General features: G+C 69.7%; 20 protein-coding genes. 4 read left to right on the top strand and 16 right to left on the bottom strand.

Going from position 1 to position 22,964, the window contains the following annotated elements; all coding sequences use genetic code 11:
• Nucleotides 1-13: 13 nt before the first annotated feature.
• The gene (locus FMP39_RS09050; protein WP_140861898.1) at nt 14-436 is read right to left on the bottom strand and encodes an NUDIX hydrolase; all 423 of its coding nucleotides are present in this window, start codon (nt 434-436) and stop codon (nt 14-16) included.
• A 61-nt stretch (nt 437-497) separates the two neighbouring features.
• Between FMP39_RS09050 and FMP39_RS09045 the strand changes: the two genes are divergently transcribed.
• The 3 genes from FMP39_RS09045 to FMP39_RS09035 all read left to right on the top strand — a co-directional run bounded on the left by FMP39_RS09045 (nt 498) and on the right by FMP39_RS09035 (nt 4,654).
• Nucleotides 498-992 (top strand): hypothetical protein, encoded by a 495-nt coding sequence (locus FMP39_RS09045; RefSeq protein WP_141589626.1) that lies wholly within the window; start codon nt 498-500, stop codon nt 990-992.
• Nucleotides 993-1,047: 55 nt separating this feature from the next.
• Nucleotides 1,048-3,003: an acetate--CoA ligase gene (acs, locus tag FMP39_RS09040; RefSeq protein ID WP_194858306.1), complete on the top strand. Its 1,956-nt coding sequence runs from the start codon at nt 1,048-1,050 to the stop codon at nt 3,001-3,003.
• 295 nt (nt 3,004-3,298) lie between these two features.
• Entirely contained in the window at nt 3,299-4,654 is a 1,356-nt protein-coding gene (locus tag FMP39_RS09035; RefSeq protein WP_141589560.1) for an aminotransferase class I/II-fold pyridoxal phosphate-dependent enzyme, read from the top strand.
• 25 nt (nt 4,655-4,679) lie between these two features.
• Here FMP39_RS09035 and FMP39_RS09030 read toward each other — a convergent pair whose 3' ends face one another.
• The 14 genes from FMP39_RS09030 to FMP39_RS08965 form a co-directional block, all read right to left on the bottom strand.
• Nucleotides 4,680-5,309: a histidine phosphatase family protein gene (locus tag FMP39_RS09030; RefSeq protein WP_141589559.1), complete on the bottom strand. Its 630-nt coding sequence runs from the start codon at nt 5,307-5,309 to the stop codon at nt 4,680-4,682.
• A 41-nt stretch (nt 5,310-5,350) separates the two neighbouring features.
• A complete protein-coding gene (locus FMP39_RS09025; protein ID WP_141589558.1) occupies nt 5,351-5,986 on the bottom strand; it encodes a hypothetical protein in 636 nt (211 codons plus the stop codon).
• Nucleotides 5,983-6,864, bottom strand: a complete 882-nt coding sequence (locus FMP39_RS09020; protein WP_141589557.1) for a ribonuclease HII — start codon at nt 6,862-6,864, stop codon at nt 5,983-5,985. The genes FMP39_RS09025 and FMP39_RS09020 overlap by 4 nt, the downstream gene beginning before the upstream one ends.
• A gap of 275 nt (nt 6,865-7,139) precedes the next feature.
• Nucleotides 7,140-7,523, bottom strand: coding sequence for a carboxypeptidase-like regulatory domain-containing protein (locus tag FMP39_RS09015; RefSeq protein WP_228557824.1), 384 nt, complete (start codon nt 7,521-7,523; stop codon nt 7,140-7,142).
• Between the two features lie 44 nt (nt 7,524-7,567).
• Nucleotides 7,568-9,034, bottom strand: coding sequence for a tetratricopeptide repeat protein (locus FMP39_RS09010; protein ID WP_141589555.1), 1,467 nt, complete (start codon nt 9,032-9,034; stop codon nt 7,568-7,570).
• A gap of 11 nt (nt 9,035-9,045) precedes the next feature.
• A complete protein-coding gene (locus FMP39_RS09005; RefSeq protein ID WP_141589554.1) occupies nt 9,046-10,821 on the bottom strand; it encodes a M61 family metallopeptidase in 1,776 nt (591 codons plus the stop codon).
• 30 nt (nt 10,822-10,851) lie between these two features.
• Nucleotides 10,852-12,270, bottom strand: coding sequence for an RsmB/NOP family class I SAM-dependent RNA methyltransferase (locus tag FMP39_RS09000; RefSeq protein WP_141589553.1), 1,419 nt, complete (start codon nt 12,268-12,270; stop codon nt 10,852-10,854).
• A 133-nt stretch (nt 12,271-12,403) separates the two neighbouring features.
• Nucleotides 12,404-14,035, bottom strand: a complete 1,632-nt coding sequence (locus FMP39_RS08995) for a metallophosphoesterase (RefSeq protein ID WP_141589552.1) — start codon at nt 14,033-14,035, stop codon at nt 12,404-12,406.
• A 129-nt stretch (nt 14,036-14,164) separates the two neighbouring features.
• Nucleotides 14,165-14,950, bottom strand: coding sequence for a hypothetical protein (locus FMP39_RS08990; RefSeq protein ID WP_141589551.1), 786 nt, complete (start codon nt 14,948-14,950; stop codon nt 14,165-14,167).
• Nucleotides 14,947-15,654, bottom strand: a complete 708-nt coding sequence (locus FMP39_RS08985; RefSeq protein WP_140789996.1) for a DUF4956 domain-containing protein — start codon at nt 15,652-15,654, stop codon at nt 14,947-14,949. Before FMP39_RS08985 ends, FMP39_RS08990 begins: the two co-directional genes overlap by 4 nt.
• A gap of 9 nt (nt 15,655-15,663) precedes the next feature.
• Nucleotides 15,664-17,364 carry a dTMP kinase gene (tmk, locus tag FMP39_RS08980; protein ID WP_141589550.1) on the bottom strand — a complete coding sequence of 567 codons (1,701 nt, stop codon included), beginning with the start codon at nt 17,362-17,364 and terminating at the stop codon, nt 15,664-15,666.
• A gap of 6 nt (nt 17,365-17,370) precedes the next feature.
• Nucleotides 17,371-18,084: a VTC domain-containing protein gene (locus tag FMP39_RS08975; RefSeq protein ID WP_141589549.1), complete on the bottom strand. Its 714-nt coding sequence runs from the start codon at nt 18,082-18,084 to the stop codon at nt 17,371-17,373.
• Between the two features lie 17 nt (nt 18,085-18,101).
• Nucleotides 18,102-19,460 (bottom strand): hypothetical protein, encoded by a 1,359-nt coding sequence (locus FMP39_RS08970; RefSeq protein WP_141589548.1) that lies wholly within the window; start codon nt 19,458-19,460, stop codon nt 18,102-18,104.
• Between the two features lie 176 nt (nt 19,461-19,636).
• Nucleotides 19,637-20,098, bottom strand: coding sequence for a hypothetical protein (locus tag FMP39_RS08965; protein ID WP_141589547.1), 462 nt, complete (start codon nt 20,096-20,098; stop codon nt 19,637-19,639).
• Between the two features lie 254 nt (nt 20,099-20,352).
• On the opposite strand from FMP39_RS08965, the gene FMP39_RS08960 reads away from it, so the two are divergent.
• Nucleotides 20,353-22,647 (top strand): serine/threonine-protein kinase, encoded by a 2,295-nt coding sequence (locus FMP39_RS08960; protein ID WP_141589546.1) that lies wholly within the window; start codon nt 20,353-20,355, stop codon nt 22,645-22,647.
• Nucleotides 22,648-22,662: 15 nt separating this feature from the next.
• On the opposite strand, the gene FMP39_RS08955 is transcribed toward FMP39_RS08960, so the two are convergent.
• Nucleotides 22,663-22,964, bottom strand: a 302-nt coding sequence (locus tag FMP39_RS08955) for a rhodanese-like domain-containing protein (RefSeq protein ID WP_228557823.1), incomplete at its 5' end; no start/stop codon positions are given.

Here is a 22,964-nt window from a genome sequence, read left to right as displayed (position 1 = left end):
TCCCGCGCCGCTCCTAGAGCTTCCGCCGCTGTCCGGTCCGCTTGTACGTGACGTAGTCGGACAGGATGGTGTCGTGGTCGAAGCACAAGTCTTTCGGCAGGTCATCCACGCGGAAGGCGCGGGCCTCGGCCGCGTCGTCGGCGCCCTGCGGTTCGCCCTCGGCCGAGCCGATGTAGACGGTGGAGATGTTGTGCTGCCGCGGATCTCGCCGCGGGTCCGAGTACGTGAAGAACTGCTCCGACAGCTTCACGTGAAGTCCCGTCTCTTCCAGCACCTCGCGCACGGCGGCGACGTCGAGCGGCTCGCCCTCATCCACGAAGCCACCGGGCAGCGCCCAGCCGACGGGCGGATTCGCACGCCGGATGAGGACGATGCGTTCACCGGGCAGCTCGATGATGCAGTCCACGGTGGGCTTGGGGTTGCGGTATTCGGGCATGACCCCCAGTCTACCTGCTGCCGTCACGCTCGCACTTCCTAGATGCGTGCCGTGGAGTATTGTGCGCGCCGTGTCGACTCCGAGACGCCATCGCCTCGTCCTCTCCGGCCTCCTACTGGCGTGCCTGGCGGGCTGTCTGCCCCACGTCCAGGAGCCGGGGGATTACGTCTTCGAGCCCGTCGAGGTCCTCCGCGACGACTGCGGCCTGCTGGAGACCAACCGCAGCCAGCTCTACGGCACCCTGCAAATCAGCGGGCGCGTCGTCCGCCTGGACTTCGGTTTCCTGGACAGCCACCTCGTGGGCTATTTCCTGGAGGATGGAGACCACTTCTCCATCGACGGGAGCGTGGTCAAGGCCGCCGCCGAGGTGAACGGCCAGGAGTGCCTGTTGGACCAGATCAACATCCACATCGACGGTACGACGCAGTGCGAAACGCAGTTCAAGGGGGTGCTGCGCGTCCGTTACGACACGCGCCGCCCCGACGAATGCGTGTGCGAGATGTGGCTGCGCTACGAGGCCGTCAAGGAATCGAAGCGCTGCGACACGGAGGGTTGAGCCGCGCGCTCCGCGTTCCTAGAACAGGGTGGCATTGTCCACGCTGGAGGAACGCATGGCGGCTTCGAAGCATGAGATTCACTCGGTCCTGACGGAAGCACGCGTCTTTCCGCCGCCAGAGGCGTTCGCCGGGCGCGCGCACATCCGGAGCATGGAGCAGTACCAGCAGCTCTGGGACGAAGCCGCGAAGGACCCTGACAAGTATTGGGGCGACCGCGCCCGCGAGGAGCTGTACTGGAAGGCGCCCTTCCAGACGGTGCTCGACTGGAAGCCGCCGCACGCGCGGTGGTTCGTCGAGGGCAAGACGAACCTGGCCTACAACTGCCTGGACCGGCACCTGGCCACCCGCAAGGACAAGCCCGCCATCCTCTTCGAGGGGGAGCCCGGCGACCGCCGCAGCCTCACGTACGGTGAGCTGTCCACCGAGGTGAACAAGCTGGCCAACGCGCTCAAGTCGCTGGGCGTTCGGAAGGGGGACCGGGTGGGAATCTACCTGCCCATGGTGCCCGAGGCCGCGGTGGCCATGCTGGCGTGCGCTCGCATTGGCGCGGTGCACTCGGTGGTGTTCGGCGGCTTCTCCGCGGAGGCGCTCCATGAGCGCATGAACGACGCGGGCGCGAAGGTGCTGCTCACCGCGGACGGCGGCTGGCGCAAGGGCGCGGTGGTGCCGCTCCTGAAGAACGTGGAGGCGGCGCTGCCGCACATGCCCACCATGGAGAAGGTGGTGGTGCTCCGTCGCACGGGCAGCACGCTGGCGCTGTCCGGGCCCAAGCTGGTGGCGTGGGACACGCTGGTGAGCGGGCAGTCCGCGGAATGTGAACCGGAGTGGGTGGAGAGCGAGCACCCGCTGTTCATCCTCTACACGTCGGGCTCCACTGGAAAGCCCAAGGGCGTGCTGCACACCACGGGCGGCTACGCGGTGAATACGTCGCTCACCACGCGCTGGGTGTTCGACCTGCGCGAGGACGACGTCTACTGGTGTACCGCAGACGTGGGCTGGGTGACGGGCCACTCCTATGTCGTCTACGGCCCGCTGATGAACGGCGTCACCACCATCCTCTACGAAGGCGCGCCCACCCAGCCGGGGCCGGACCGCTTCTGGGACATCATCGAGCGGTACAAGGCCACCATCCTCTACACCGCGCCCACCGCCATCCGCGCCTTCATGCGGCTGGGCGAGGAGCCCGTGCGCAAGCACGACTTGTCCTCGTTGCGTCTGCTGGGCAGCGTGGGCGAGCCCATCAACCCCGAGGCGTGGATGTGGTACCGCGACGTCATCGGCGGGGGCCGCTGCCCCGTGGTGGACACGTGGTGGCAGACGGAGACGGGCTGCATCATGGTGTCGCCGCTCCCGGGCGCCACGCCGACGAAGCCCGGTTCGGCCACGCTGCCGCTGCCCGGCATCCACGCGGAGATTCTGGACCGAGAGGGCAACACGGTGCCGCGAGGGCAGGGCGGACTGCTCTTCGTCACGCGCCCCTGGCCCTCCATGTTGCGCACGGTGTACGGCGACCCGGACCGTTACGTGCGCACGTACTTCAACGAGCTGCCCGGCACGTACTTCACCGGCGACGGCGCCCGCACGGATGCGGATGGGTACATCTGGCTGATGGGCCGCGTGGATGACGTGGTCAACGTCGCCGGCCACCGTCTGGGCACCGCGGAGGTGGAGAGCGCGCTGGTGGCGCATGAAACCGTCGCGGAGGCCGCCGTGGTGGGCCGTCCGGACGACTTGAAGGGCACCGCGCTGGTGGCCTTCGTCACCCTGAAGCAGGGCAACACGCCGTCCGACGCGCTGAAGAAGACGCTGGCCGCCCACGTGGGCCGCGAGATTGGCGCCATCGCCCGCCCGGATGAAATCCGCTTCGCAGAGGCGCTGCCGAAGACGCGCTCGGGGAAGATCATGCGCCGGCTGCTGCGCGACGTCGCCGCGGGCAAGCAGGCCTCCGGGGACACCACCACCCTGGAGGACCTCAACGTCCTGGCCGCATTGAGGCAGAACGACGACTGACGGACACTTGCTCGCACTTCAGGGCAGGGGGCGTCAAAATCCACCTCTGCCCTGGGGCGAAAAACCAGGATTCATCGTTTCCGACCCGGACAATACGTGCCTATCTGGGTATTTCGCGCCTGTTTCAGCCTACGCAGCACATCCGGTTGAATCGGAACAAACGAATACAGCGGAGCCGTCAGGGTAGGCCGGTTGACACTGGAAAGATGCAGAGGCATTAAATGCGCCGCTCGCCCCCCTCCCCGAGCGCCGCGCCTCTCGTTGACAGCGCGACCTTTCCCCCTGGACGTGCTTCATGGATTTCCGAGCTCAACTCGACTCGCCGCTCTTCACCCACTTCATCTCCCATTACGCGCAGCCGACGGGACCTGACCTGCTGGGGCGGACGGAGCCCTTCTTCGAGTGGCAAGAGTCGCGGCGGCAGGCGGGCCTGTGGCCGTACTCGCGAAGCCTGGAGGCGGCACCGAAGGCGGCGTGTGGTGTCCGCAGCGAGACGGGGGCGGCGCGCCAGGGGCTGAACTTCGGTTCGCAGGATTACCTGTCGCTGTCCACGCACCCGGCGGTGGTGGAGGCGGCCCAGCGGGCCATCCAGGACTACGGGTTGCACAGCGCGGGCTCGGCGATGCTGGGGGGCAATACGACGCCGTCGCTGATGCTGGAGAAGGCGCTCGCGGAGCACCTGCAGACGCCGCACGTGGCGCTGTTCTCCACCGGCTGGGGCGCGGGCTTCGGCGTCATCGTCGGGCTGGTGCGCCCCGATGACCACGTGGTGCTCGACGCGCTGTCGCACGCGTGCCTCCAGCAGGGCGCCGCCGCCGCAACGACGAACGTGAGCCGCGTGCCGCACCTCAACAACCGCGCCATGCGGCGCAAGCTTCAGGAGATTCGCGCCCGCGACACGCAGAACGCGGTGCTCGTCGTCACCGAGGGCCTGTTCTCCATGGACTCGGACGTGCCGCGGATCGAAGAGCTCCAGTCCATCTGCCGTGAGTACGGCGCGACGCTGCTGGTGGACGTGGCCCATGACCTGGGCGCGATGGGGCCCCGAGGGACGGGCAGCCTGGGCGTGCAGGGCCTGCTGGGGAAGGTGGACCTGGTGGTGGGCGCCTTCTCCAAGACGTTCGCGAGCAATGGCGGCTTCGTGGCCACGCGCTCGCCGGCGGTGCGCCAGTTCATCCGCATCATGGGCGGGCCCCACATCTTCTCCAACGCGCTGCTGCCCATGCAGGCGGCGGTGGTGCTGGAGTCGCTGCGCATCGTCCGCTCGGAAGAGGGCGACGCGCTGCGCGCGAAGGCGATGGAGAACATCCTGGCGCTGCGCGGAGCCTTCGAGGCGCGGGGCGTGACGTGCCTGGGCGAGCCGTCCAACGTCGTCCCCGTGCAGGTGGGCGACGCGAAGGTGGCGCGGCTGGCCTCGAAGAAGGTGTTCGACCGCGACATCTTCGCCAACCTGGTGGAGTACCCGGCCGTTCGCTTGCGCGAGACGCGCTTCCGCATGCAGGTGATGGCGTCCCACACGCTGGAGCAGGTCCAGCGGGCCGCCGACGGGGTGTGCGACGCCATCGAGGAGGCCCGCGCCGAGCTGGAGGTCCGTCCGGCCGCGACGCGCGCGTCCCGCCGCGACGAGCAGCGCCCACAGGTGGAGCTGTAGCCACCACGCGCGTCCGCGTGCGCGCTCAGGTGTCGTCGAGGCTGGCGGCACGCAGATGGGTGACGTCACCCCACGTCACCAGCCGCCACGCACCTTCGTGGTAGTCGAATTGGTTCCACCCGGCGTTGAGCACGGAGAAGGTGCGCGGCGCCGCGTGCGGAATCCCCAGGCTGTGACGGAACAGGAGGCTGAGCACGCCTCCGTGGGTCACCACCACCAGCCGTTCGCCCCGGTGGCGCGCGCCCAGTTCTTCCAGACACTCCACCGCGTGGCGCAGCCGTTGGGACGTGCTCTCCCCGCCGGGGACGATGTAGTCCGGCGCGCCACCGGCGTACGCGGCGAAGACGTCCGGGTGCTTCTGGCGTGCCTCGTCCCGGGTGAGGCCTTCCAGGATGCCCAGGCCCCGCTCGCGCAGGCGGGTGTCGGACTGGACGGTGTGACCCGTGCGGATGGCGATGCGCCGCGCCGTCTCCTGCGCCCGCCCCAGGTCGCTGCAATAGAGCGCCGAGAAGCGGACGGGCTCCAGGCGTGCGGCCAGGGCCTCTGCCTGGCGCAGGCCCACCTGGCTCAGGGTGCTGTCCTGATGTCCCTGGAGGCGCCCCAGGGAGTTCCACTCCGTCTCTCCGTGACGGAGCAGGATGAACTCGGTCGTCATGGACTCAAGCGTCGCTTTGGCGTGTCGCCTGAGTCCAGCACTCAGCGCGTCCGCTCCAGGTGGGTGATGCCTTCTTCCAACAGCGCGGCCACGCCCCGTTTCACGACGTGCACCACCTTGTGGCTGTAGGCCGGCCCACCGTGCGTGTAGTGGCCGCTGACCTTGTGGTGCAGCTCCGTGGCGCCCCACACCAGCACCAGGTCCGCCCAGTCCAGGTCGCTGCGGGCGCGGTCCGCCGTGCGACGTTCCGTGCCGTCCACCATCCGCAAGTCAATCTGGTGGCCCAGCTTCGCCTCCAGCTCTTCGCGCACGGCCGGCGAGCCACCCACCACCACCACGCGGCGCACGCCGTAGCGCTGACAGGCCTCCACGAAGGCCACCTCCGCGCGGCGGTTGGCCGAGCCGCCACAGCGCTCGCAGTGCAGCCGTGGCTCGATACGCATCGGCTCACGCCCGCTGGCCTGCGCGACCTTGAGGCACGCGCCGTCCGCGCACACGGAGAAGAAGCGCCCCGTCAGCAGCTCCGCCGCCTTGAGCAGCTTGGGCTCGCTCATGCGCTGGCGGCCGGGGCGGGTGAGGCCCACTTCCTCCAGCACCGCGCGGGTGCGAGCGCGGGCCTCGGGCAGGGTGATGCCTCGCGCGGCCATCCACTCGTCGATGTCCCGGTCCGCGCTCATGACTTCACCCCTGTTCGGGAAGGGGGCTCGGGGAACAGCTCCGCCTGGAGGGCGGAAGGCGGTGCGCTGGTCGGCAGGCCCAGTGCCTCGCGCACCGGCGCGAAGCTGCGTCGGTGGATGGGCAGCACGCCCTTTTCGCGCAGCACTTGCAGGTGCTGCGGCGTGGGGTAGCCCTTGTGCGCGGCGAGCCCATAGCCCGGGTACTGGTCATCCAACTCCGCCATCCAACGGTCGCGCGTCGTCTTCGCCAGGATGGAGGCCGCCGCGATGCTGAGCGACAGTGCGTCCCCCTTGATGATGCCCTTCTGCGGCACCGAGCACTCCGGCACCGTGCGAGCATCCACCAGCAGGTGGTCCGGCTTCACCGACAGCGCCTCCACCGCGCGGCGCATGGCCAGCAGGCCCGCGTGGTAGATGTTGATGCGGTCGATCTCCTCCACCTCCGCGCGGCCCACGGCCCAGGCCACCGCGTCGCGCTTGATGGCCTCGGCCAGTGACTCGCGCTTCTCGGCGTCGAGAATCTTCTTCGAGTCATCCAGCCCCTTGAGCCGGAAGCCCTTGGGCAGCACGGCCGCGGCGGCCACGACGGGCCCGGCCAGCGGTGCCATGCCCGCCTCGTCCACACCCGCGATGTGCGTGTGTCCCTGCTCCCAGAGCTCCGTCTCGAAACGGAGCAGCTTGCGCATGCGCTGGCCCTCCGCGCGGTTCTTCTCCTGGCGCGAACGGATGCGCCGGGCGAGCGCATGCGCGCCCGCGCGCGGGTCGGCGTCCAACGCCTCCAGCAAGCCGGTGGGGACAGGGGTGGCCTGGGTGACGAAGCGCGCGGTCAGCTCGGACAGCGCGCACTGAAGCAACTGTTCCACGGTGTCTGCGGACATGATGAGGGCCCGGACCTACCTGGAACGTGGGCTGACAGGACCCCTTGCGCAGGGGACGCGCTCGCAGCGGCAACACATCCCCGCGGCCCCGTGCTCGGAGGAAGCCGACTGGAGGGCCCCCCTGGACGCAGGGTAGGCCAGACGCGGGGAAGGCTGACGAGCGTCACGCATGTCACCAGCCGTACTCCATGGGGTGGGTGGAGCACAACCTCCCTTGCGTTCATTCAGATGAATCCATGAAACAGCGGTTGTCTCAGCGTCGCGCAGCGCGGGTCCTACGGATTGAGCTGGAGTTGGAGGGTGGCCGGCTCTGGCTGGCAGTTGCAGGCGTCACACACCCATTCCACCTGCTGGGGCGCGGACACCTTGGCGCCCGCGGTGGCCACGACTCGCACCGCGCTGGGCGCGAGCGATTCGTTGATGGCGGTGCTGACGCCCTGGTCGTCTGTCACGCCGGTGATGCTCACGTTGGAGGTCACGTTGGTGCCGGTGACTGTCGCCCCGCGCACGCGCGCGCCCTCCGCCGACAGCACCTCCACCTTCAGCGACACCTGCTCCGCCTGGCAGTCGTCCACCGCGCGCTCCATGCGAGGCGCCTGGTCACATGCCGCGAAGAGACCGAAACCGATGAGCCACGAAAACCAGCGTGCGCGAACCATGCCGTGAAGGGTGATGCTGGCGTGCGAGCGCGGCAACGTCTGTATCAGTCGGAAGTCGGAGACACGCGTTCACTCGCGAAGCGTGCCGCTGCCGTGTCTGGGTAACGGTGGAGCACGTAGCGGTAGACTTCTTCCGCGCGCGGCGCGTCGTGCATCCGTTCACCCAACACACGCGCCAGAAGTACCAACGCACGGGGGGCGGTGGGCTCATCGGGCGCCGTATCTGCCGCGGATTCCAACGCCGCTACCGCCAGTGGGAAATTTCCTTCCACGGCCGCGGCCTGTCCGACGAACAGGTGATGCTCCGGGGGCACACGCAGCCGCGGTTGCTGCTGCACGGTGGCATACAGCGACATCGCGAGTGGAACATCGCGGGCGTTCACCGCGGCCGCCAGCGCCTCCAGGGTGTCATCGTTGGAACTTCCCGTCTCGGTGGCCGTGGCCGCCGCTCCGGTGAAGGGAATGGGACCGGCTTCGCGCAGGGGCGGGGCCCTGCGGCTCGGCTGTGCGTCGCCCAGCACGGGGTCCAGGTAGTCTTGCTCGAGGCCATACCCCAGCGCATCGCCCCGCGTGTACAGCAGCAGCCCCACCACGTGCGCGGCGGTGAATGGGATGACCAGCGTGACGGCTTCGGCCAGCACGCGTGAGATGACGAAGAGGTCCAGCATGCGCAGCAGCAACGCCACCCCGTGCGTCATGAGGTGGAGGACGCCCAGGCCCACCAGCGTTCCCGCGACCAACGTGTAGTCCCGGCCCAGGCGGCGGACGATGCGAAGGGTTCCGGGCACGTCGAACAGGGTCAGCAGTGGCTGGCGCGCGGCGGTGATGAGGAGCGCCGCGGGCAGCCAGAGGACGCCGAGCAGCAGCAGGCCAATCAGCACCGGATCCACCGTCAGCAGCCCGGGGGTGTCCAGGCCCCGAATCCACGCGCCGAGCGCCGAGCGCCCCTCCTGGAGGAGCGGGCGCAGCACGGTGACGTAGAGGAACGCGGGCATCCAGACGATGGCGAAGGTCACCACGCCGCGGAGGCCAGGGAGGACCGCGTCATGGAAGTAGTCGCGGTAGTCGGGCGAGCGCAGCGCCGTCTCGCCGCGCGCCGAGTCCCGCGCGAGCGTGAAGAAGGTGCCCCAGAAGACGCCTCCGTAGATGGTCAGCGGGATGAGGGCCGAGAAGGAGATGGCCAGCTCCACCAGCCACCGGAGCGCGGCCAGGAAGATGCTGACCGCCACCATGACCTGCGCGCCGGACGGGGTGAAGACGTAGCGCCACGCGCCCTTGAGCCGCTGCGCCACGGACACCCGGCTGCGGGAGGTGAGCAGGGTCTGCGCCACGTCGCCGCAGCGCTCGCACGCCACCAGCTCCACCGTCTGGGCCCGCCGGCCCACCACGCAGTCGGGGCAGAGCGTTTCGTTGCACCTCTCGCAACGCCACCCGGCCACGGTGGTCCGATGCCGCTGGCAGCGGGGCAGGGGCGCATCCGGTGGAATGATGTTGGGCGATGAGGGGCTCATGGCCCCCAAGCCTACGATTGCCCAGGGGCCTCTTCCCAGGGGCTTCCGAGCCACGCCTGATAGGCGGCCTTCTGGGCGTCGGTGGGGCGCTCCACGCGGGACAGCCACGCAGCCTCCGCGGGCTTCGTCCCCAGCACCACCGGGATTTCCAGCAGCCGGTCGCGGCGGAACACCGTGAGCCGCACCGTCTCGCCGGGCCTCCGCTCCTCGCAGCGGGACAGCAGGGCGGCGCCGTCCACCTTCCAGCCATTCAGCGCGACCAGGTCGTCCTCCACGTAGAGCCCCGCGTCCTGGGCGGGCGAGCCATCCATCACCACCGCCACGGTGCCACTGCCCCGCGTGGTGACGCCCAGCCAGCCCTTGGGCTTGCCTTCCCCCGCCCGGCTTCGCGGCGGCGTGCCTCCCTTGTCGCTGGCGGCCTCGCGCGGACGGAAGTTCAGCTCCAGGCCTACGTGGGAGAAGACGGAGTAGTCCAGCGGCTGCGTGGTGCGCAGCGCCCGGTCGAAGAAGGGCGTCAGGTCCACGCCGGCCACCTCGCTGGCCACGGCTTCGACGCCGTCCTCGGGAACGCCGGAGCCGTCGCCGTAGCGCTGCCACAAGACGCGCACGACGTCATCCAGGCCACGGGCGTCACCGGTGGCGCGGCGGATCTCCAGGTCGAGCAGCGCGGAGACGACCTCGCCCTTGAGGTAGTAGGAGATGGCGCTGTTGGGCGAGTTCTCGTCCGGGCGGTAGTGCTTCACCCAGCTCACCAGCGACGCCTCCGCCAGCGTCTGTACGCGCCGCCCCGGCGTGGCATGCAGCGCGGTGAGCGTTTCGCCCAGGCGCGTGAGGTAGCGCTGCGCGGACATCAGCCCGGCGCGCCGCACGAAGAGGTTGTCGTAGTACGCCGTGGAGCCCTCGAAGGCCCACAGCAGCGAGGTGTAGTTCTCCTTCGCGTAGTCGAAGGGCACCAGCGCGCGCGGCTTCACCCGCTTGATGAACCACAGGTGGAAGTACTCATGCGCCACCAGGGTGAGCAGGTCCTCCCAGCCGCGGTTGGTGGAAAGTCCGACGCGGGGGAACAACAGCGCGGTGCTGGCCTTGTGCTCCAGGCCGCCTCGGCCCCGGTCCGTCAGGTACAGCAGGATGAGGTAGCGCGGCATGGGCAGGCCGCCGAACACGCGGGCCTGGCATTCGCAGATGCGCTTCAGGTCCGCGCACAGTCGCTCCGGGTCCTGCACCGTGTCGCCCCACACCACGACTTCGTGCGGCACGCCCTCCACACTGAAGGTGAGTGGCGTGTGGGGGCCGACCTCGAAGGGGCTGTCCACCAGCTCGTCGTAGTCCTGGGCGATGAAGATGTTCGCGCGCTGGCCCAGCGCGCAGAAGGTCCGCCAGCCCGGGGGCGCGTCCACCGTGACGTGGTGCTCCAGCCCGCGCGTGTCCTCCGTGTAGAGGAACGTGGCGGCGCCGTTGAAGTAGGCGTGTGAGCCGTCCAGGTGGTTGGTGCGCACCGTCAGCTCGTTGGCGTAGACGCGGTAGCGCAGCGTGACGGCCACGCCCTTCGCGTCCACCCGCCAGGTGCGCTTGTCCGCGCGCCGCACCGGAAGGAGCGTTCCGTCCGGTGCATGGGCCGTCATGTCCTGCACCTGCCGCGCGAACTCCCGCACCATGTAGCTGCCGGGCGTCCACACCGGCATCACGGCGTCCAGCACGCTGGCGCCTCCTGGAAAGGAGGCTTCCACCTCCAGCAGGTGCGTATGCGGCCGGGGCATGGAGACGCGGTAGCGGACGGCACGGTGCATGAGCAGTGTCTCTCTCCCCCCGGCCGCAGGTTACTTCGCGCGGACGAGGACGGCGCCGAAGAATCCGTCTGTACCGTGGGTGTGAGGCGCCAGCCGGAGGTAGGGGCCGGGGCCGACCTTCTCGGCCAGCTCCGCCCCCAGCAGCTCCGCCACCGGCTTCACCGTGAACTCGGGGTGCTTCGCGAGGAAGTCCTCCACCACGTTCTCGTTCTCCTCCCGCAGCACGCTGCACGTGCCGTAGATGAGCCGGCCGCCGGGCTTCACCAGCGTGGCGAAGCGCGCCAGCAGGGCCTTCTGCCGGCCCACGTGCATCTCCAAATCCTCCGGCGTGAGGCGGTAGCGCGCGTCAGGCTTGCGGCGGAAGGTGCCGGTGCCACTGCACGGCGCGTCCACCAGCACCCGGTCCGCCTTGCCCTTGAGGGGCGTCAGCGCGGCGTCGGCCTCCGGGCCCTCGTGGGGGATGAGCTGGGCGCGCACGTTGTGCACACCCGCGCGGCGCGCGCGCTTCTTCAGGTCCTCCATGCGGCGCTCATCGATGTCCAGGGCGTGCAAGTCACCCCGGTTCTTCATCTGCGCGGCGAGCTGCAGCGTCTTTCCGCCGGCACCCGCGCACGCATCCACCACGCGCGTGGGCGGCGCGTCCACCAGCATGCCGAGCAACTGGCTGCCCTCGTCCTGGAGCTCCAGCATGCCTTCGCGGAAGCTCTCCAGGGAGAAGGCGTTGATTCGCGTCTCCAACACCAGGCCCATGGGCGACAGCGGCGTGGGCGTGACGTCCACCGTCTCCGCTTTCAGCCGCTGCGCCAGCGCGTCGCGGTCCCCCTTGAGGAGGTTGGCGCGGGCGACCAGCGGGGCGCGCTCGTTCATCGCCTCCGCGGCGCGAGCGGCATCCCGGCCGAACGTTTGGAGGAAGCGGTCGGCGAGGAAGTCCGGAAGCGACGCGGCGATGGGGAAGCGCTCGCGGGCGGGCAGGGCCTCCAGGGCGGCGGCGGCTTCGGGAAGGGCACCCAGGGCCTGCGCATCCGGGGGCGCCAGCGCGGACTGGCGGGCCACCAGGCCGTGGGGCTCGCCGTAGAGGACGCGCGAGGCGGCCAGGCGGAGCACGTCCTGGCGCGAGGTCTCCAGGCTGTCGAAGCGCGGGTGGGCGCGGGACAGCAGGAAGTCCACCGTCCGCTGGCGGCGCAGCAGGCCGTAGACGCGCTCGGCCACGGCGCGGCGCTCGTTGGAGTAGAGGTTGGCCTTGCGGCGCAGGGTGAAGTCCAGCGCGCGGTCGGCCATGCGGCCCTCGTGCCGGACCGAGCCGTACGCCTCCAGGCAGGCCTGGAGGACCAGGTCTTCTCGCAGGGGCCGCTCGGGCCGCTCGGAGGGGGAGGGCTTCTTCCCGGACGGAGCGCCGGACTTCTTCGGGGCCGACCGCGAGTGCGGGCGGGACTTGCGTTGGGTGGCCATGACGGAATGCGGCTTTGCATTCCTCGGGCCGGGTTGACAAGCGCGGAAAGCAAATCCGCCCCGGCGGACGCCCGCCCCGCCGCCGTGTGACGTCAGGAGGAGGAGGGAGCGGGGGACCTTGTTCAGGGAGGCCCTACTTGCGGCGCCGGTGGAGCAGACCCGCGGCCAGCAGGGCCAGGGCCGCCGGGAGGAGGGTGGCGGTGGGGCCCGCGGCGCAGCCACCGCTCGAGCTGCTCATGCCGTCATCCGGGGTGCCGGGAGAATCCGGAAGCCCCGGGCGGGGGTCCGGTGAGCCCGGGTCCGTGCCGGAGTCCGGCGTCTGGGGCTCCTCGCCGGGAGTCTCCGCCACCTGGACCAGGGCGGTGGCCGTCTGCTTCACCGTGCCCTGGGTGGCGGTGGCCGTCACCGTGTACTGCCCGGGAATCGCGAAGACATACTCGGCGACCTCGCCCTCGGCCGTGCCGCCGTCGCCGAAATCCCAGGTCACCGTGGCGGCCTCGAGAGACGGCGTGGCCCGGAAGAAGGCGCGGTGGGGGGCCACGCCCCGCCCGCCCTCCACGGCGAGCGTCAGCTCACCCTCGGGAAGCTGCTCCTGCGGAGGCAGCTCCTTCTGGAGCGTGAAGCGGTCCACGGTGTCTCCGTTCACCCCGAGCAACTGCGCGGTGAGCGTGCCGTCGACCACCGTCACGTCGAGGAAGCCATAGGCCTGGTTGTCGCGGATGACGCTCCAGTCCGGCTTGCTGCCGGGGAGCTTTCTCAGCGTTGCGCCGCCGCCGCCCACCACGAGGTAGGGGATGCCCTTTTCGCCAGCCCCGGCGATGGCGTCACCCTTCATGGGCTTGCTGCGCTCGTAGTTGTGGTCGTGCCCGGTGAGCACCAGGTCCACGCCGTACTTCTCCATGATGGGGCCGAAGTGGCGGCGCATGGAGAGCTGCGAGCCGTGCTCGCCACTGGACCAGGGCGGGTGGTGGAAGAAGACAATCTTCCACGGCTGCGTCGACCCCGCGAGGTCCCGCTCCAGCCACGCCTTCTGCGCATCCCGCGTGCAACGGTCCGCCGACGCCAGTCCCACGGCGCAGTTGGAGTCGAGCGCCACGAAGTGCACGTGGCCCCAGTCGAACGAGTAGTAGCGCTCCGTGCCCTCGGGGTTGTTGGTGGGCAGGTAGAGGTTGTCCAGGTAGGGCTGCCCCTGGTTCGTCACGTACTCATGGTTGCCGAGCGCCGCGAAGAACGGCACCTGGGCCAGCAGGGCCTCCATGGGCACGAAGAGGTTGTTCTGGATTTCCGCCTCGGTGCCATCGGCGTAGGCGTTGTCCCCCAGCGCGACGAACAGCTCCGCCTGCCGCTTGACCATGGCCGCGGCGACCTTCTTCTGGTTCGAGCCGCCCGTGCCAAAGTCGCCCACCGCCACGAAGTGCACGCTGCGGGTCCCCGGCACCGGCGCGGTGCGGAATCGATTGAGAGGCGTGCGCAGGCCACAGGCCGACACCTCGTACGTGTACTCGGTGCCCGGCTTCAGCCCGGTCAGCACCACCGCGTGCAACTTCCCTCCGTCCTGGGAGACAGCCGACTGGTTGGCCGCTCCTTCGCCGTAGCGCACCTCCGCCTGGCAGTTGGCTGCGAGCCGGAAGGCAATCGTCGCCGTGTCCGGCCCCACCTTCTGCAGATAAGGGTCTCGATACAGCGTCCCTGCACTCGCGGTGCTGGCCAGCAGCATCAGCGCGGCCGCCCAGGGGGCAAGGTGAAAGGGGGTCTTCCGGTGCATGCGGCCTCCTCCCGAACAAGCTCGGGATAGAGGCGCAACCGTTCAACCGCTGACCTTCATCCTGCCCCCTCTCGGCGTAGGAGACGGTGGGGCAGGGCCCCGTGTATCCGCCTCCTCCCCGGTCAGGCGTCAGGGCTTGATGTCGTAGGCCGCCAGGTCCTCGGTGCGTTCGCCTTCCTCACGCACCTTTCCGATGCCCGGGACGAGCCAGTAGAGGCGCGTCTTGTCCTGCTTCACCTCTCCATTGTCGTTGACCTTGTCGCGCTGAATCTTGACCGCGTTGGTGAAGGTTCCAGCCCGCGTCGTCACCGTCACGCCGGATTCGAGCACCTTCCAGATGTACGTCGGGTCCTTCTGGTCCTTCGAGCCGTCGCCCAGGGTGATGTGCTCGAGCACGTCGCTCTTGTACGTCCAGGGCAGGGCGTCCGGGACGCTCGCCACGGACTTCACCGTGGCCGGTGACCAGGTGGTGGAGCGGACCTGCTGGCCATTGCGGTAGTCGTCCTCGCGCAGACGCACGACGAGCCCGTTGGTGAGCTCCACCTGCCACGAATACTCCTCATAGAGGGTGCCGTTGCGCACGCGGTCCTGGCGGCTGTGCACCTGGATGGCGTTGATGCCCGGCTGGCCGGGGACTTCGCCGGGGCCCACCACTGTCACTTGCTTCTGGAAGTTGCCCTCGACGGGGTCCTGGATGTCGTAGGTCCACGTGCTGCCCGAGGTCAGCGGCCACAGCGACTGCGACCCGGTGGGCTCCTCTCCGTTGCCCTGACCATCGGGTCCTCCCGGCGGCACCGGCTCTCCCGGCAGTCCGCCGCCGGGTGTCGGGTCCTGCGAATCTCCCGCGGGCAGGCTGTTGCCGCCACACGCTACCAACCACCCCGCCGCGAACACGGCCACCCAGCTGCGCCTCATACCCGCTCCTCCCGTGTGCTCCTCGGATTCACCGCCGTCCACCGCAAGCCTCGCAGGGCCGCCCCCTCCGTGCGGCCCAGCGCCGCGGCGAGGGAGCCCGGCTCCGGCTCCTCTACTTCCAGCTCCAGCCGCCGCCCGTCGAAGTCGAGCGCGCAGCTCTTCACCATGACGTTCCGCTCACCCAGGACCCGGCGCAGCGTGGCCTCCGCGCCCACCAGGTCATCCGACTGCGCCGACAGCACCAGCCGCTGCTTCGCCGTGGCGGGCGCCTCCTCGCGGTTGAAGCAATCCAGCACGAAGAGCAGGGCCATCACGAACACCGTCCCGACGGACGCCAGCCCCAGGCTGCCGTGGCCGCACGCCATGCCCAGGCCAATCATCAGGAAGAGGATGGCCGCGTCACGCGGGTCCTTGAGTCCCGAGCGGAACCGAACGAATCCACCCAGGCCCACCAGCCCGAAGGCCTTCGCCAGGCTGTCGCCGATGACGGCAGTGATGACCGCCGCCGCCGCGCACAGCAGCACCTGCGCCTGAATCATGTCCGCCTTGGGCAGCGCCCGCTTCATGAGCAGGCGCCAGGGCCGCAGCGACAGCAGGGTGCCAATGAGCGCCGCGGCCAGCATCCGCGGCAGAATCGCGGTGACGGACAGCGCGCTGAGCTCCGCTTTCGCGCCCTCGAACAGGGCTGAGAATGATGCGTCCATGGCGGTGACCTAGGCTTCCATTCGGGTAGAGGTGTCCACGCGGACCGTGCGCGCGGGCTGCTGCGCGAGCGCCCGTGCGGTCGCGGCCACTGCGTAGGCGTTGCGCAGCACCGGCAGCCGGTCTGGCTGTTCCGCCAGCACTCGCTCGATGAGCGCCTGCGCGTGCGGTCCCATGGGCAGTCCCTTCAAGGAGGACAGCGCGGTGGTGGGCCACCGTCCCAGATGGTCCACACGCAGCTTCCAGGCCCGCGTGGCATCCATGCCGTCCACCGAATCCAGCGCCTCCTTCGTCTGCGGCGCGCCGCGCTCGCGCAGCGCCCAGGCTTCCTCGGTGTCCAGGCCCGTTAGCGAGCGGAGCACCAGCTTCAGCGCCTTGCCCGCCAGGGCCTCTCGCAGACCTCGGGCCACCGGTGTGTCCAGGCCCTGGGTGCTGCGCAGCACCGCCAGCCGGTCATGCGGCAACAGGACTTCGCGCAGCGCATCCGCCCGCGCCCCCGGGACGCCTGTGAGGCTGCTCGCCACCTCCGTGAACAGCTTGCGCTGCATGCCCGCCTCGCGCACCAACCAGGACTCTTCGCAGTCCTGGCCGGCGAGCCCCGCGAGCACTTCGGCCAGCCGCCCATCCCGCATGGCGCGCTCGCGCAGGGCCCACGCCGGGGTCGAGCCATCGTTCTTGAGGCTCGCCAGCACCTCCGTGGGGGCCTGCGCGTACAGCCGCTGCCGCAACATGGCCGCGCGCGAGTCCATGCGGCCCGTGAGGCTGAAGGCCACCTCCGCGGGGGCGAGGTCCGCCAGCACCTCGCGCAGCTCCATGGCCGGTACGTCCGCCAGGCCCGCCATGCCGCGCGCGGTGAGGCCCGGGAAGCGCTCCGCGAAGGCCAGGCGCTGCTGGTGCGCGGCCAGGCCCGGGATTCCGCTCAACATCCACACCGCGAGCGCCGGTTCGCGCTGCTCCACGGTGTCCAGCGTCTGGAAGAAGCGCTCCTCCAGGTTCTCGAGCGTGGTGGGGCTGGCATGCCGCGGCCGGGCCGGCGCCGGGATGATGCGCTGCACCTGCTGCTCGCGACCCTCCAGCCGGGCGACGACGGCGTCCACCAGCCGCTGTTCCAGCACGCGCAGCGGGACGTCGTTGTTCTCCAGGATGATCCACCGCTGCGGATCCTTCCGCGCCATCTCCAGGAAGGACTCGCGCACGCGCACCGCGAGGCCCGCGCCCACCAGTCCCTTCCGGCTGTCCCCATCATTGACGCGCTTGCTCTGGAGCTTGCCCAGGCGCTTGCGCAGCCGGGCGAGGTCCGGATCCACGTCCACCAGGATGACCAGGTCCGGCCACAAGCCCTGCGAGGCCAGCTCGCACGCGGGGCGCAGTTCGTCCATGGGCAGCCCGCGGCCTCCACCGCTGAGCGCCAGCTGTGAGTACAGGTAGCGGTCAGTGATGCACACCTCGCCCCGGGACAGCGCGGGCGCCACCACTTCATCCAGTTGTTGGGCGTCCCGCGCCAGGTTGAGGAAGAACTCCGTGCGTGGAGACATCTCCAGCAGCCGGGAGTCTCGCGTCAGCTCCCGGATGCGCCGCGCCGCGGGCGCCTGCAGCTCGCCGCCCTCCCGCGCATGCGCCACCCGGTAGCCCAGCCGCTTCAGCTTCGCGGCCAGCAGGTTGGAGAGCGTTGTCTTGCCGCTTCCGTCAATTCCCTCGAAGTCGATGAACACTGTGCCCTATCCCCCTGCGACGCCATCCGCGGCGAAAGCGTGGACCTTCGCCATTCCCTCTGCGAACTTGCTGTAGGCCGGCGCTCCGCCCGGATTGAGCGACGCCAGCCACTCGGGCAGCTCGTGCCCGAGATGCTTCACCTCCACCACGACTCGCGGCTCCACCCACTGCGCGGGCTCCAGCCGCTCCACCGACAACGCAAGCTGGGACAGCGCCTGCTCCGGCGCAATCCGGTGGTAGCGAATGTCTCGATCCACCGTCACCCGCCACGCCTGCGACGACTGGTACACGTGGCGCGTGTACGTCACCGCCAGCACCGGGCTGAGACTGCCTCCGGCGATGAGCGGCAGCAGGCTGGCCCCGCCGTGCAGTGCACGGCCCAGGTCCGAGCGCGGCACCCAGACGCGGCGCTTCTGCGTGAGGCCGTGGCGCTCCCGTTTCACCTCCAGCACCACCCGTGCCTCGCCGTCCGCGCCCCGGTCCGGTGAGTACTCCTTCGTCCGAACCTTGAGACAGTCTTCCGGTGTGAGCAGGGCCCGCGCCGCCAGCGGGCCACCGGGCCGGTCGAAGTACACGGACACGATGCGCGTGGGCGGCGGCAGGTGCCCCTCCAGCTCCAGCGACAGGCGCGAGCCCAGGGCCGCGGCCGTCTTCTCCTCCAGCACCAGCTTGAATTCCCGCCGGAGCTTGGTGACTTCACCTTCCGCGAACGACAGCATCGTTTGGGTCTCCGTGCTCAGAAGCGTGCGCCGAGTTCGATGGAATGCTGCAGGCCAGGGAATTCATCGCCGGGGCGCAGCGCGCGCTCCGTCTGGAATTGGGCCCGGAAGCGGGTGCCGAGCAGCACGTTGAAGCCGCCCACCAGTGAATGTCCGTCCCCCCGCACCGTGTCGCCGCGAAGCTGCAAGGCCTCCACGCCCGCGACGGGCTGGATGGCCCATTCGTTGCCCACGTGGATGAGGTACTGGGCCAGCAGCATCTGCGCCGTGAAGGGCCCCAGGGGCAGTCGCCCGGAAATGGCCTCGCCCGTAAAGACGAAGCCCGCCAGCTTCAGCTCCGCGTCCGCGGCCACCGCGTGCTTGCGCGCCAGGTCCATTGCTTCGGAGACGTAGGTGCTGACGCCCACGGTGAGCGGCTTGAAGTTGAAGGGCCGCAGGCTCACGCGCGCGGCGGCGTCCTCCTTCAACCGCACGCCCGCCTCGTCGATGGCCCCCTGGAAGAAGCCCGCGGAGATTTTGAGCCCCCAGACCTGCTTCAGCCGGACTTCGCCCATCAGCCCCATGCGGCGGCCACCCATCTGATGGGTCTCCGTGATGTACTCCTCCACCAGTCCGCGGGTCTGGATGGGCAAGTCCCACGACGACTCCAGCGAGCGCTGGAGGAAGGGCGTCTTGAACTGGCCGCCGTAGAGGCGGAAGCGCTTGCGGTCATCCGCCAGACGCACGAAGGCGTCCTTGAGTATCTGCGAGTCCGCCAGGTCCGCCGTCACTTCGGCTTCCAGGTTCGGCAGTGACGTGCTCACGCCCACGCGTGCGTCCGCGATGGAGAGACGGCGCTGGTACTGGTTGCGCTCGTCGGCGCGGGCCCGTGCGGATACGCGTCCGATGACGCGGATGGTCTGCGCCTCACCCTTGGGTTTGTCGTCAATCGCGTCCGGATTCTCGCCCAGCGAATCATCCTGGGGCTGACCGGGCCGCTGCTTCTTCTTGCGCTTGTTCGCGTCCTGCTCTGCCGTCGCCCCGTCATCCGCTCCGGGGAGAGGACTCACGGAAGGCGGCTGCGCGCCGGGCGCGGGCCGCGACGGAGGCGGCAGGGCCTGGGCCATGGCGCCCTCGAGCGGCGCCTGCGCGTCGTCGTCCTCCGGCAGCAAGGGCTCAGGAGGCTCAACGCCGTCCACCACGCCACCCGACAGAGGGTCATCCTCCACGGGCGCGGCAACTGCCTCCGTCCGTGGGCCGGGTGTCTTGGCGACAGCCCACGCCGGCATGCCCATCAAGATTGCGACGAGCAGGTTCCGCCTCGTCCGCTCATTCACCCGCCACCCGCCCATGTCCACGCCTCCCCGACCGCCACCGGAGCGCGTCCACTGCAACACGGGTGCCCGTTCGATGAGCGGACGCGGAGGGTTGGGGGAGGTTCGGTTCCCGACGAAAAGCGGGCCCGACGGCGCAGAAAAGCAGTGACCTGGTCGTCACGTTGCCGTGACAGGGAACCGAAGTTCCCAATGTCGCGGCAGGCGACCCTGTACGAATGCCCGTCGGTTGGAAGGAGTTACTGCCCGGACGGAGGATCGGCCGGTGGGGCGGGGACGCTGCCCGCTTCCGGCGTGGACGGCGCCGCGGGTGGGGGCGGAGTCTCCGTTGCCCCAGGGGTGGATCCGGACGACTTCACGCGCCGCAGGACGTTGCGCAGGCCCAGGGCCAGCGCCGTGCCGGCACCCACCAGAATCAACACCCAGCCCATGCCGCGGGGCAGGGGCGAGCTGGCCACGGAGAAGCGCGCGGTGATCACCTTCAGGTGGGTTCCTCGGTATCGCACCTCCAGGTCCCAGGGGCCGGGCTCGTCCGGAGTGAACTGGGTGTGCCAGTTGACCCCGTCCCGCGTCAGCGTCTTCGTCTGCTGGGAAGGCGACCCGGTGGGGTGGAAGGTGACGGTGAGGGGGCCGTCGAATTCGGGACCCTCGAAGTTGCCTACATGCAACGACACGGAGATGGGCTCTCCCTCTGTTGGCATGGCGGGGTGGATGGTCCCCTGAAGGCGCTCCTCCGCGTCGGACCAGCGGAGCTCCAGAACGTCCCCACGGCGTTCGACACGAATCTGATCGTTCGCGGGAGCCGCAACCGTGGTAGTTGCAATGAGGAGGCTGGCGATCAGTGCCCATCCGGATTTGAATCCGGGGTGCCTTTGCCTCCGAAGTGCCTGTCCTCTAAGATGCGCTGCCCTGCTGCATTCCACCTGAGCCTGCTCCCCGCCGGCAATGTCCCGGGATGAACCCTCAATCATTCGGGAAATATCAGCTTCTTAAGAAGCTCGCCACGGGCGGCATGGCCGAGGTCTGGCTGGCGCGCCAGACGGGCATCGAGGGGTTCCACAAGAACCTCGTGGTGAAGCGCATCCTCCCGCATCTCGCGGAGGACCGTGAGTTCGTGGAGATGTTCCGGAACGAGGCGCTGATTGCCGCGCGCTTCAATCATCCGAACATCGCCCAGGTCTACGAGTTCGGCGAGGCCAACGGCACCTATTACATCGCCATGGAGTTCATCCACGGCGAGGACCTGGGCCGGGTGATGCGCAAGGCCGCCAGCACGGGGCAGTGGGTGGCGCGGCCGTTGGCCATTCGCATCGTCGCCGCCGCTTGCGAGGGCCTGCACTACGCCCACAGCCGCACGGATGACGCCGGCCGGCCCCTGCGCGTGGTGCACCGTGACATCTCGCCGCAGAACATCCTGATCAGCTTCGACGGCTCGGTGAAGCTGGTGGACTTCGGCATCGCCAAGGCCGCGGATCAGGCGTCGCTCACGAAGTCGGGCGCCATCAAGGGCAAGTTCGCGTACATGGCGCCGGAGCAGGCCGCTGGCAAGCCGCTGGACGGGCGCGCGGACATCTTCGCCATCGGCCTGGTGCTCTACGAGCTGCTCACGGGCGTGCGTCCGTTGAAGCGCGACTCGGAGCTGGCCACGCTGCAGGCCGCCATGGAGTGCGCCATCGCCGCGCCCTCTCAGGTGGCGGACGTTCCGGAGGAGATGGACCCGGTGGTGATGCGGGCCATCGCGAAGAACTCGGACGACCGCTACCGGGACGCGCGCCAGTTCCAGATGGCGCTGGAAGAGATTCTCGTCGGGCAGCGCTGGGTGGCCGGTTCGGTGCAGATCTCCGAGCTGATGGAGACGCTCTTCGCCGACCGTCTGGCCGAGGAGAAGGCCCAGGGCCAGGTGGTTCCCGTGGGCGAGGACTCCGCGAACTCCGGCACGCCCATGCCGCCCACGCCGCCGCCGCATGAGCGTGGCCGCAGCCGCACCTCCGCCGCCGCGGACATGAACTGGGAGGCGCCTCCGGGCGAGGCCTCGGTTCGCGAGCGCCAGCGCGGCTCGTCTTCCCGCACGTCCATGGGGCCCCGGCGCACCTCGGCCGCGGTGCCTGCGGCGGAGCCCGATGAACAGGGGGAGTGGGATGCGCCGTCCGGAATCGAGGAGGCCCCGCCGCCGCGTCGGAGCAGGACGTCCGCGGAGCTGCGCCGTCCGTCCAACCCCAACTCCACGCAGATTGCGCGGACGAGCTCCCGTTCGGACCTGAGCCGGACCGGCATGGGCGAGCCGCCCCCGCCTCGCCGCTCCGCCACGCGCGCCGCCCCCATCGTGGAGGACCCGGGGCCGCCTCCGTCCCGCTCGCGCGCGAGCATGGCGGCGGTCGATGAGCGCACCCGGATGGAGGACGAGGAGCTGGACGACGAGCGGACCATGCTTCCGCCGCCGGAGCCCGCGCCGCCTCCTCGCCGCCGGACCGGGATGCATTCCGGCATTCACCCCTCCGAGGCCCCGCCGCGCCGCCGGACGTCGAGCCGCGCGGAGATGCCGTCGCCCCCACCGCGTTCGCGGACGTCGAGCGTGGCCCTGTCGCGTTCGCGCGCCGAGGACGCCGAGGTGGACCGGGCGCTGGAGAAGTCCGCGCGGAGCGCTCGCGCGGGCGTGGCCAAGCGCAACATCGCCACCGTCGGGTTCATCGTGGGGCTGGTGGCCGTGGGGGTGGTGTTCCACAAGCCCATCCTCTCGGTGCTCAACAGCCGCGCCTCCGACGGGCAGTCGGTGACGCTGTCGGTCAACACCAACGAGAAGGTGAAGGTCTCGGTGCGCCACACCGAACGCTGCGGCAGTCCGCAGCCGGTGACGGAGCTGGGGGAGACCCCCCTCGTCAATGCGACGGGCGTCCATCTCCAGGACACGCTCATCCTGGTGAATGAGCAGCAGGGCATCTACAAGGAGGAGGTCGACACGCTCGCCTTCGGTGAGCCCGGTCAGGCCAAGTCCTTCACCTACGAGTTCCGCCGGGGCCAGCTCCAGTTGACGCTGAAGCCGGACGGTCTGCGCGGCATCTCCGTGAAGCGCAATGGCCAGGACCAGGGCACCTACCTGGGCAACAAGGGCATGAAGCTCGACCTCATGGAGGGCCGCCACAAGCTGGAGCTGCAGGGCGGGCCCCTGAAGGAGCCCTTCATGTTCGAGGTCGAGATCAAGCCCGGCCTCATCAACAAGCAGACCGAAGACTTGTCCGCCTTCGTGGGCTAGCGGCGTGCCGCCTCGTCAGTAGCGGGGCAGGCTGGGGTCCACCTGCAGGGAGTACAGGTCGATGCCGCCTCGCAGCGACACCGCGTCGATGCCCAGCGACATCAGGTAGGCCGCGCCGTCCAGGCTGCGCACACCATGGTGGCAGTAGACGACCACGGGCCGGCCGCGCAGGGCTTCCAGTTCATCCGCGCGCTCTTCCAACTCAGGCAGGGGAATCAGCAGCGAGTCCGGCAGGGCCACCCACGCATTCTCCGTGGGAAAACGCACGTCGAGCAGCGCGGGGCGGGACTCCGCGGGGCCGGCGAGCAGCTCGGCGA

This window comes from Myxococcus sp. AB056 (assembly GCF_006547365.1).
GTDB classification, from domain to species: domain Bacteria; phylum Myxococcota; class Myxococcia; order Myxococcales; family Myxococcaceae; genus Myxococcus; species Myxococcus virescens.
Note: the sequence above shows the minus strand (reverse complement) of the source record. Positions and strands in the feature narration are given on the sequence as shown.

What these genes read in the sequence shown, in the direction of transcription:
- FMP39_RS09050 (WP_140861898.1), bottom strand. Translation starts at nt 436, where the DNA reads ATGCCCGAATACCGCAACCCCAAGCCCACCGTGGACTGCATCATCGAG.
- acs (WP_194858306.1), top strand. Translation starts at nt 1,048, where the DNA reads ATGGCGGCTTCGAAGCATGAGATTCACTCGGTCCTGACGGAAGCACGC.
- FMP39_RS09035 (WP_141589560.1), top strand. Translation starts at nt 3,299, where the DNA reads ATGGATTTCCGAGCTCAACTCGACTCGCCGCTCTTCACCCACTTCATC.
- FMP39_RS09030 (WP_141589559.1), bottom strand. Translation starts at nt 5,309, where the DNA reads ATGACGACCGAGTTCATCCTGCTCCGTCACGGAGAGACGGAGTGGAAC.
- FMP39_RS09025 (WP_141589558.1), bottom strand. Translation starts at nt 5,986, where the DNA reads ATGAGCGCGGACCGGGACATCGACGAGTGGATGGCCGCGCGAGGCATC.
- FMP39_RS09020 (WP_141589557.1), bottom strand. Translation starts at nt 6,864, where the DNA reads ATGTCCGCAGACACCGTGGAACAGTTGCTTCAGTGCGCGCTGTCCGAG.
- FMP39_RS09015 (WP_228557824.1), bottom strand. Translation starts at nt 7,523, where the DNA reads ATGGTTCGCGCACGCTGGTTTTCGTGGCTCATCGGTTTCGGTCTCTTC.
- FMP39_RS09010 (WP_141589555.1), bottom strand. Translation starts at nt 9,034, where the DNA reads ATGAGCCCCTCATCGCCCAACATCATTCCACCGGATGCGCCCCTGCCC.
- FMP39_RS09005 (WP_141589554.1), bottom strand. Translation starts at nt 10,821, where the DNA reads ATGCACCGTGCCGTCCGCTACCGCGTCTCCATGCCCCGGCCGCATACG.
- FMP39_RS09000 (WP_141589553.1), bottom strand. Translation starts at nt 12,270, where the DNA reads ATGGCCACCCAACGCAAGTCCCGCCCGCACTCGCGGTCGGCCCCGAAG.
- FMP39_RS08995 (WP_141589552.1), bottom strand. Translation starts at nt 14,035, where the DNA reads ATGCACCGGAAGACCCCCTTTCACCTTGCCCCCTGGGCGGCCGCGCTG.
- FMP39_RS08990 (WP_141589551.1), bottom strand. Translation starts at nt 14,950, where the DNA reads ATGAGGCGCAGCTGGGTGGCCGTGTTCGCGGCGGGGTGGTTGGTAGCG.
- FMP39_RS08985 (WP_140789996.1), bottom strand. Translation starts at nt 15,654, where the DNA reads ATGGACGCATCATTCTCAGCCCTGTTCGAGGGCGCGAAAGCGGAGCTC.
- FMP39_RS08975 (WP_141589549.1), bottom strand. Translation starts at nt 18,084, where the DNA reads ATGCTGTCGTTCGCGGAAGGTGAAGTCACCAAGCTCCGGCGGGAATTC.
- FMP39_RS08965 (WP_141589547.1), bottom strand. Translation starts at nt 20,098, where the DNA reads ATGCCAACAGAGGGAGAGCCCATCTCCGTGTCGTTGCATGTAGGCAAC.
- FMP39_RS08960 (WP_141589546.1), top strand. Translation starts at nt 20,353, where the DNA reads ATGAACCCTCAATCATTCGGGAAATATCAGCTTCTTAAGAAGCTCGCC.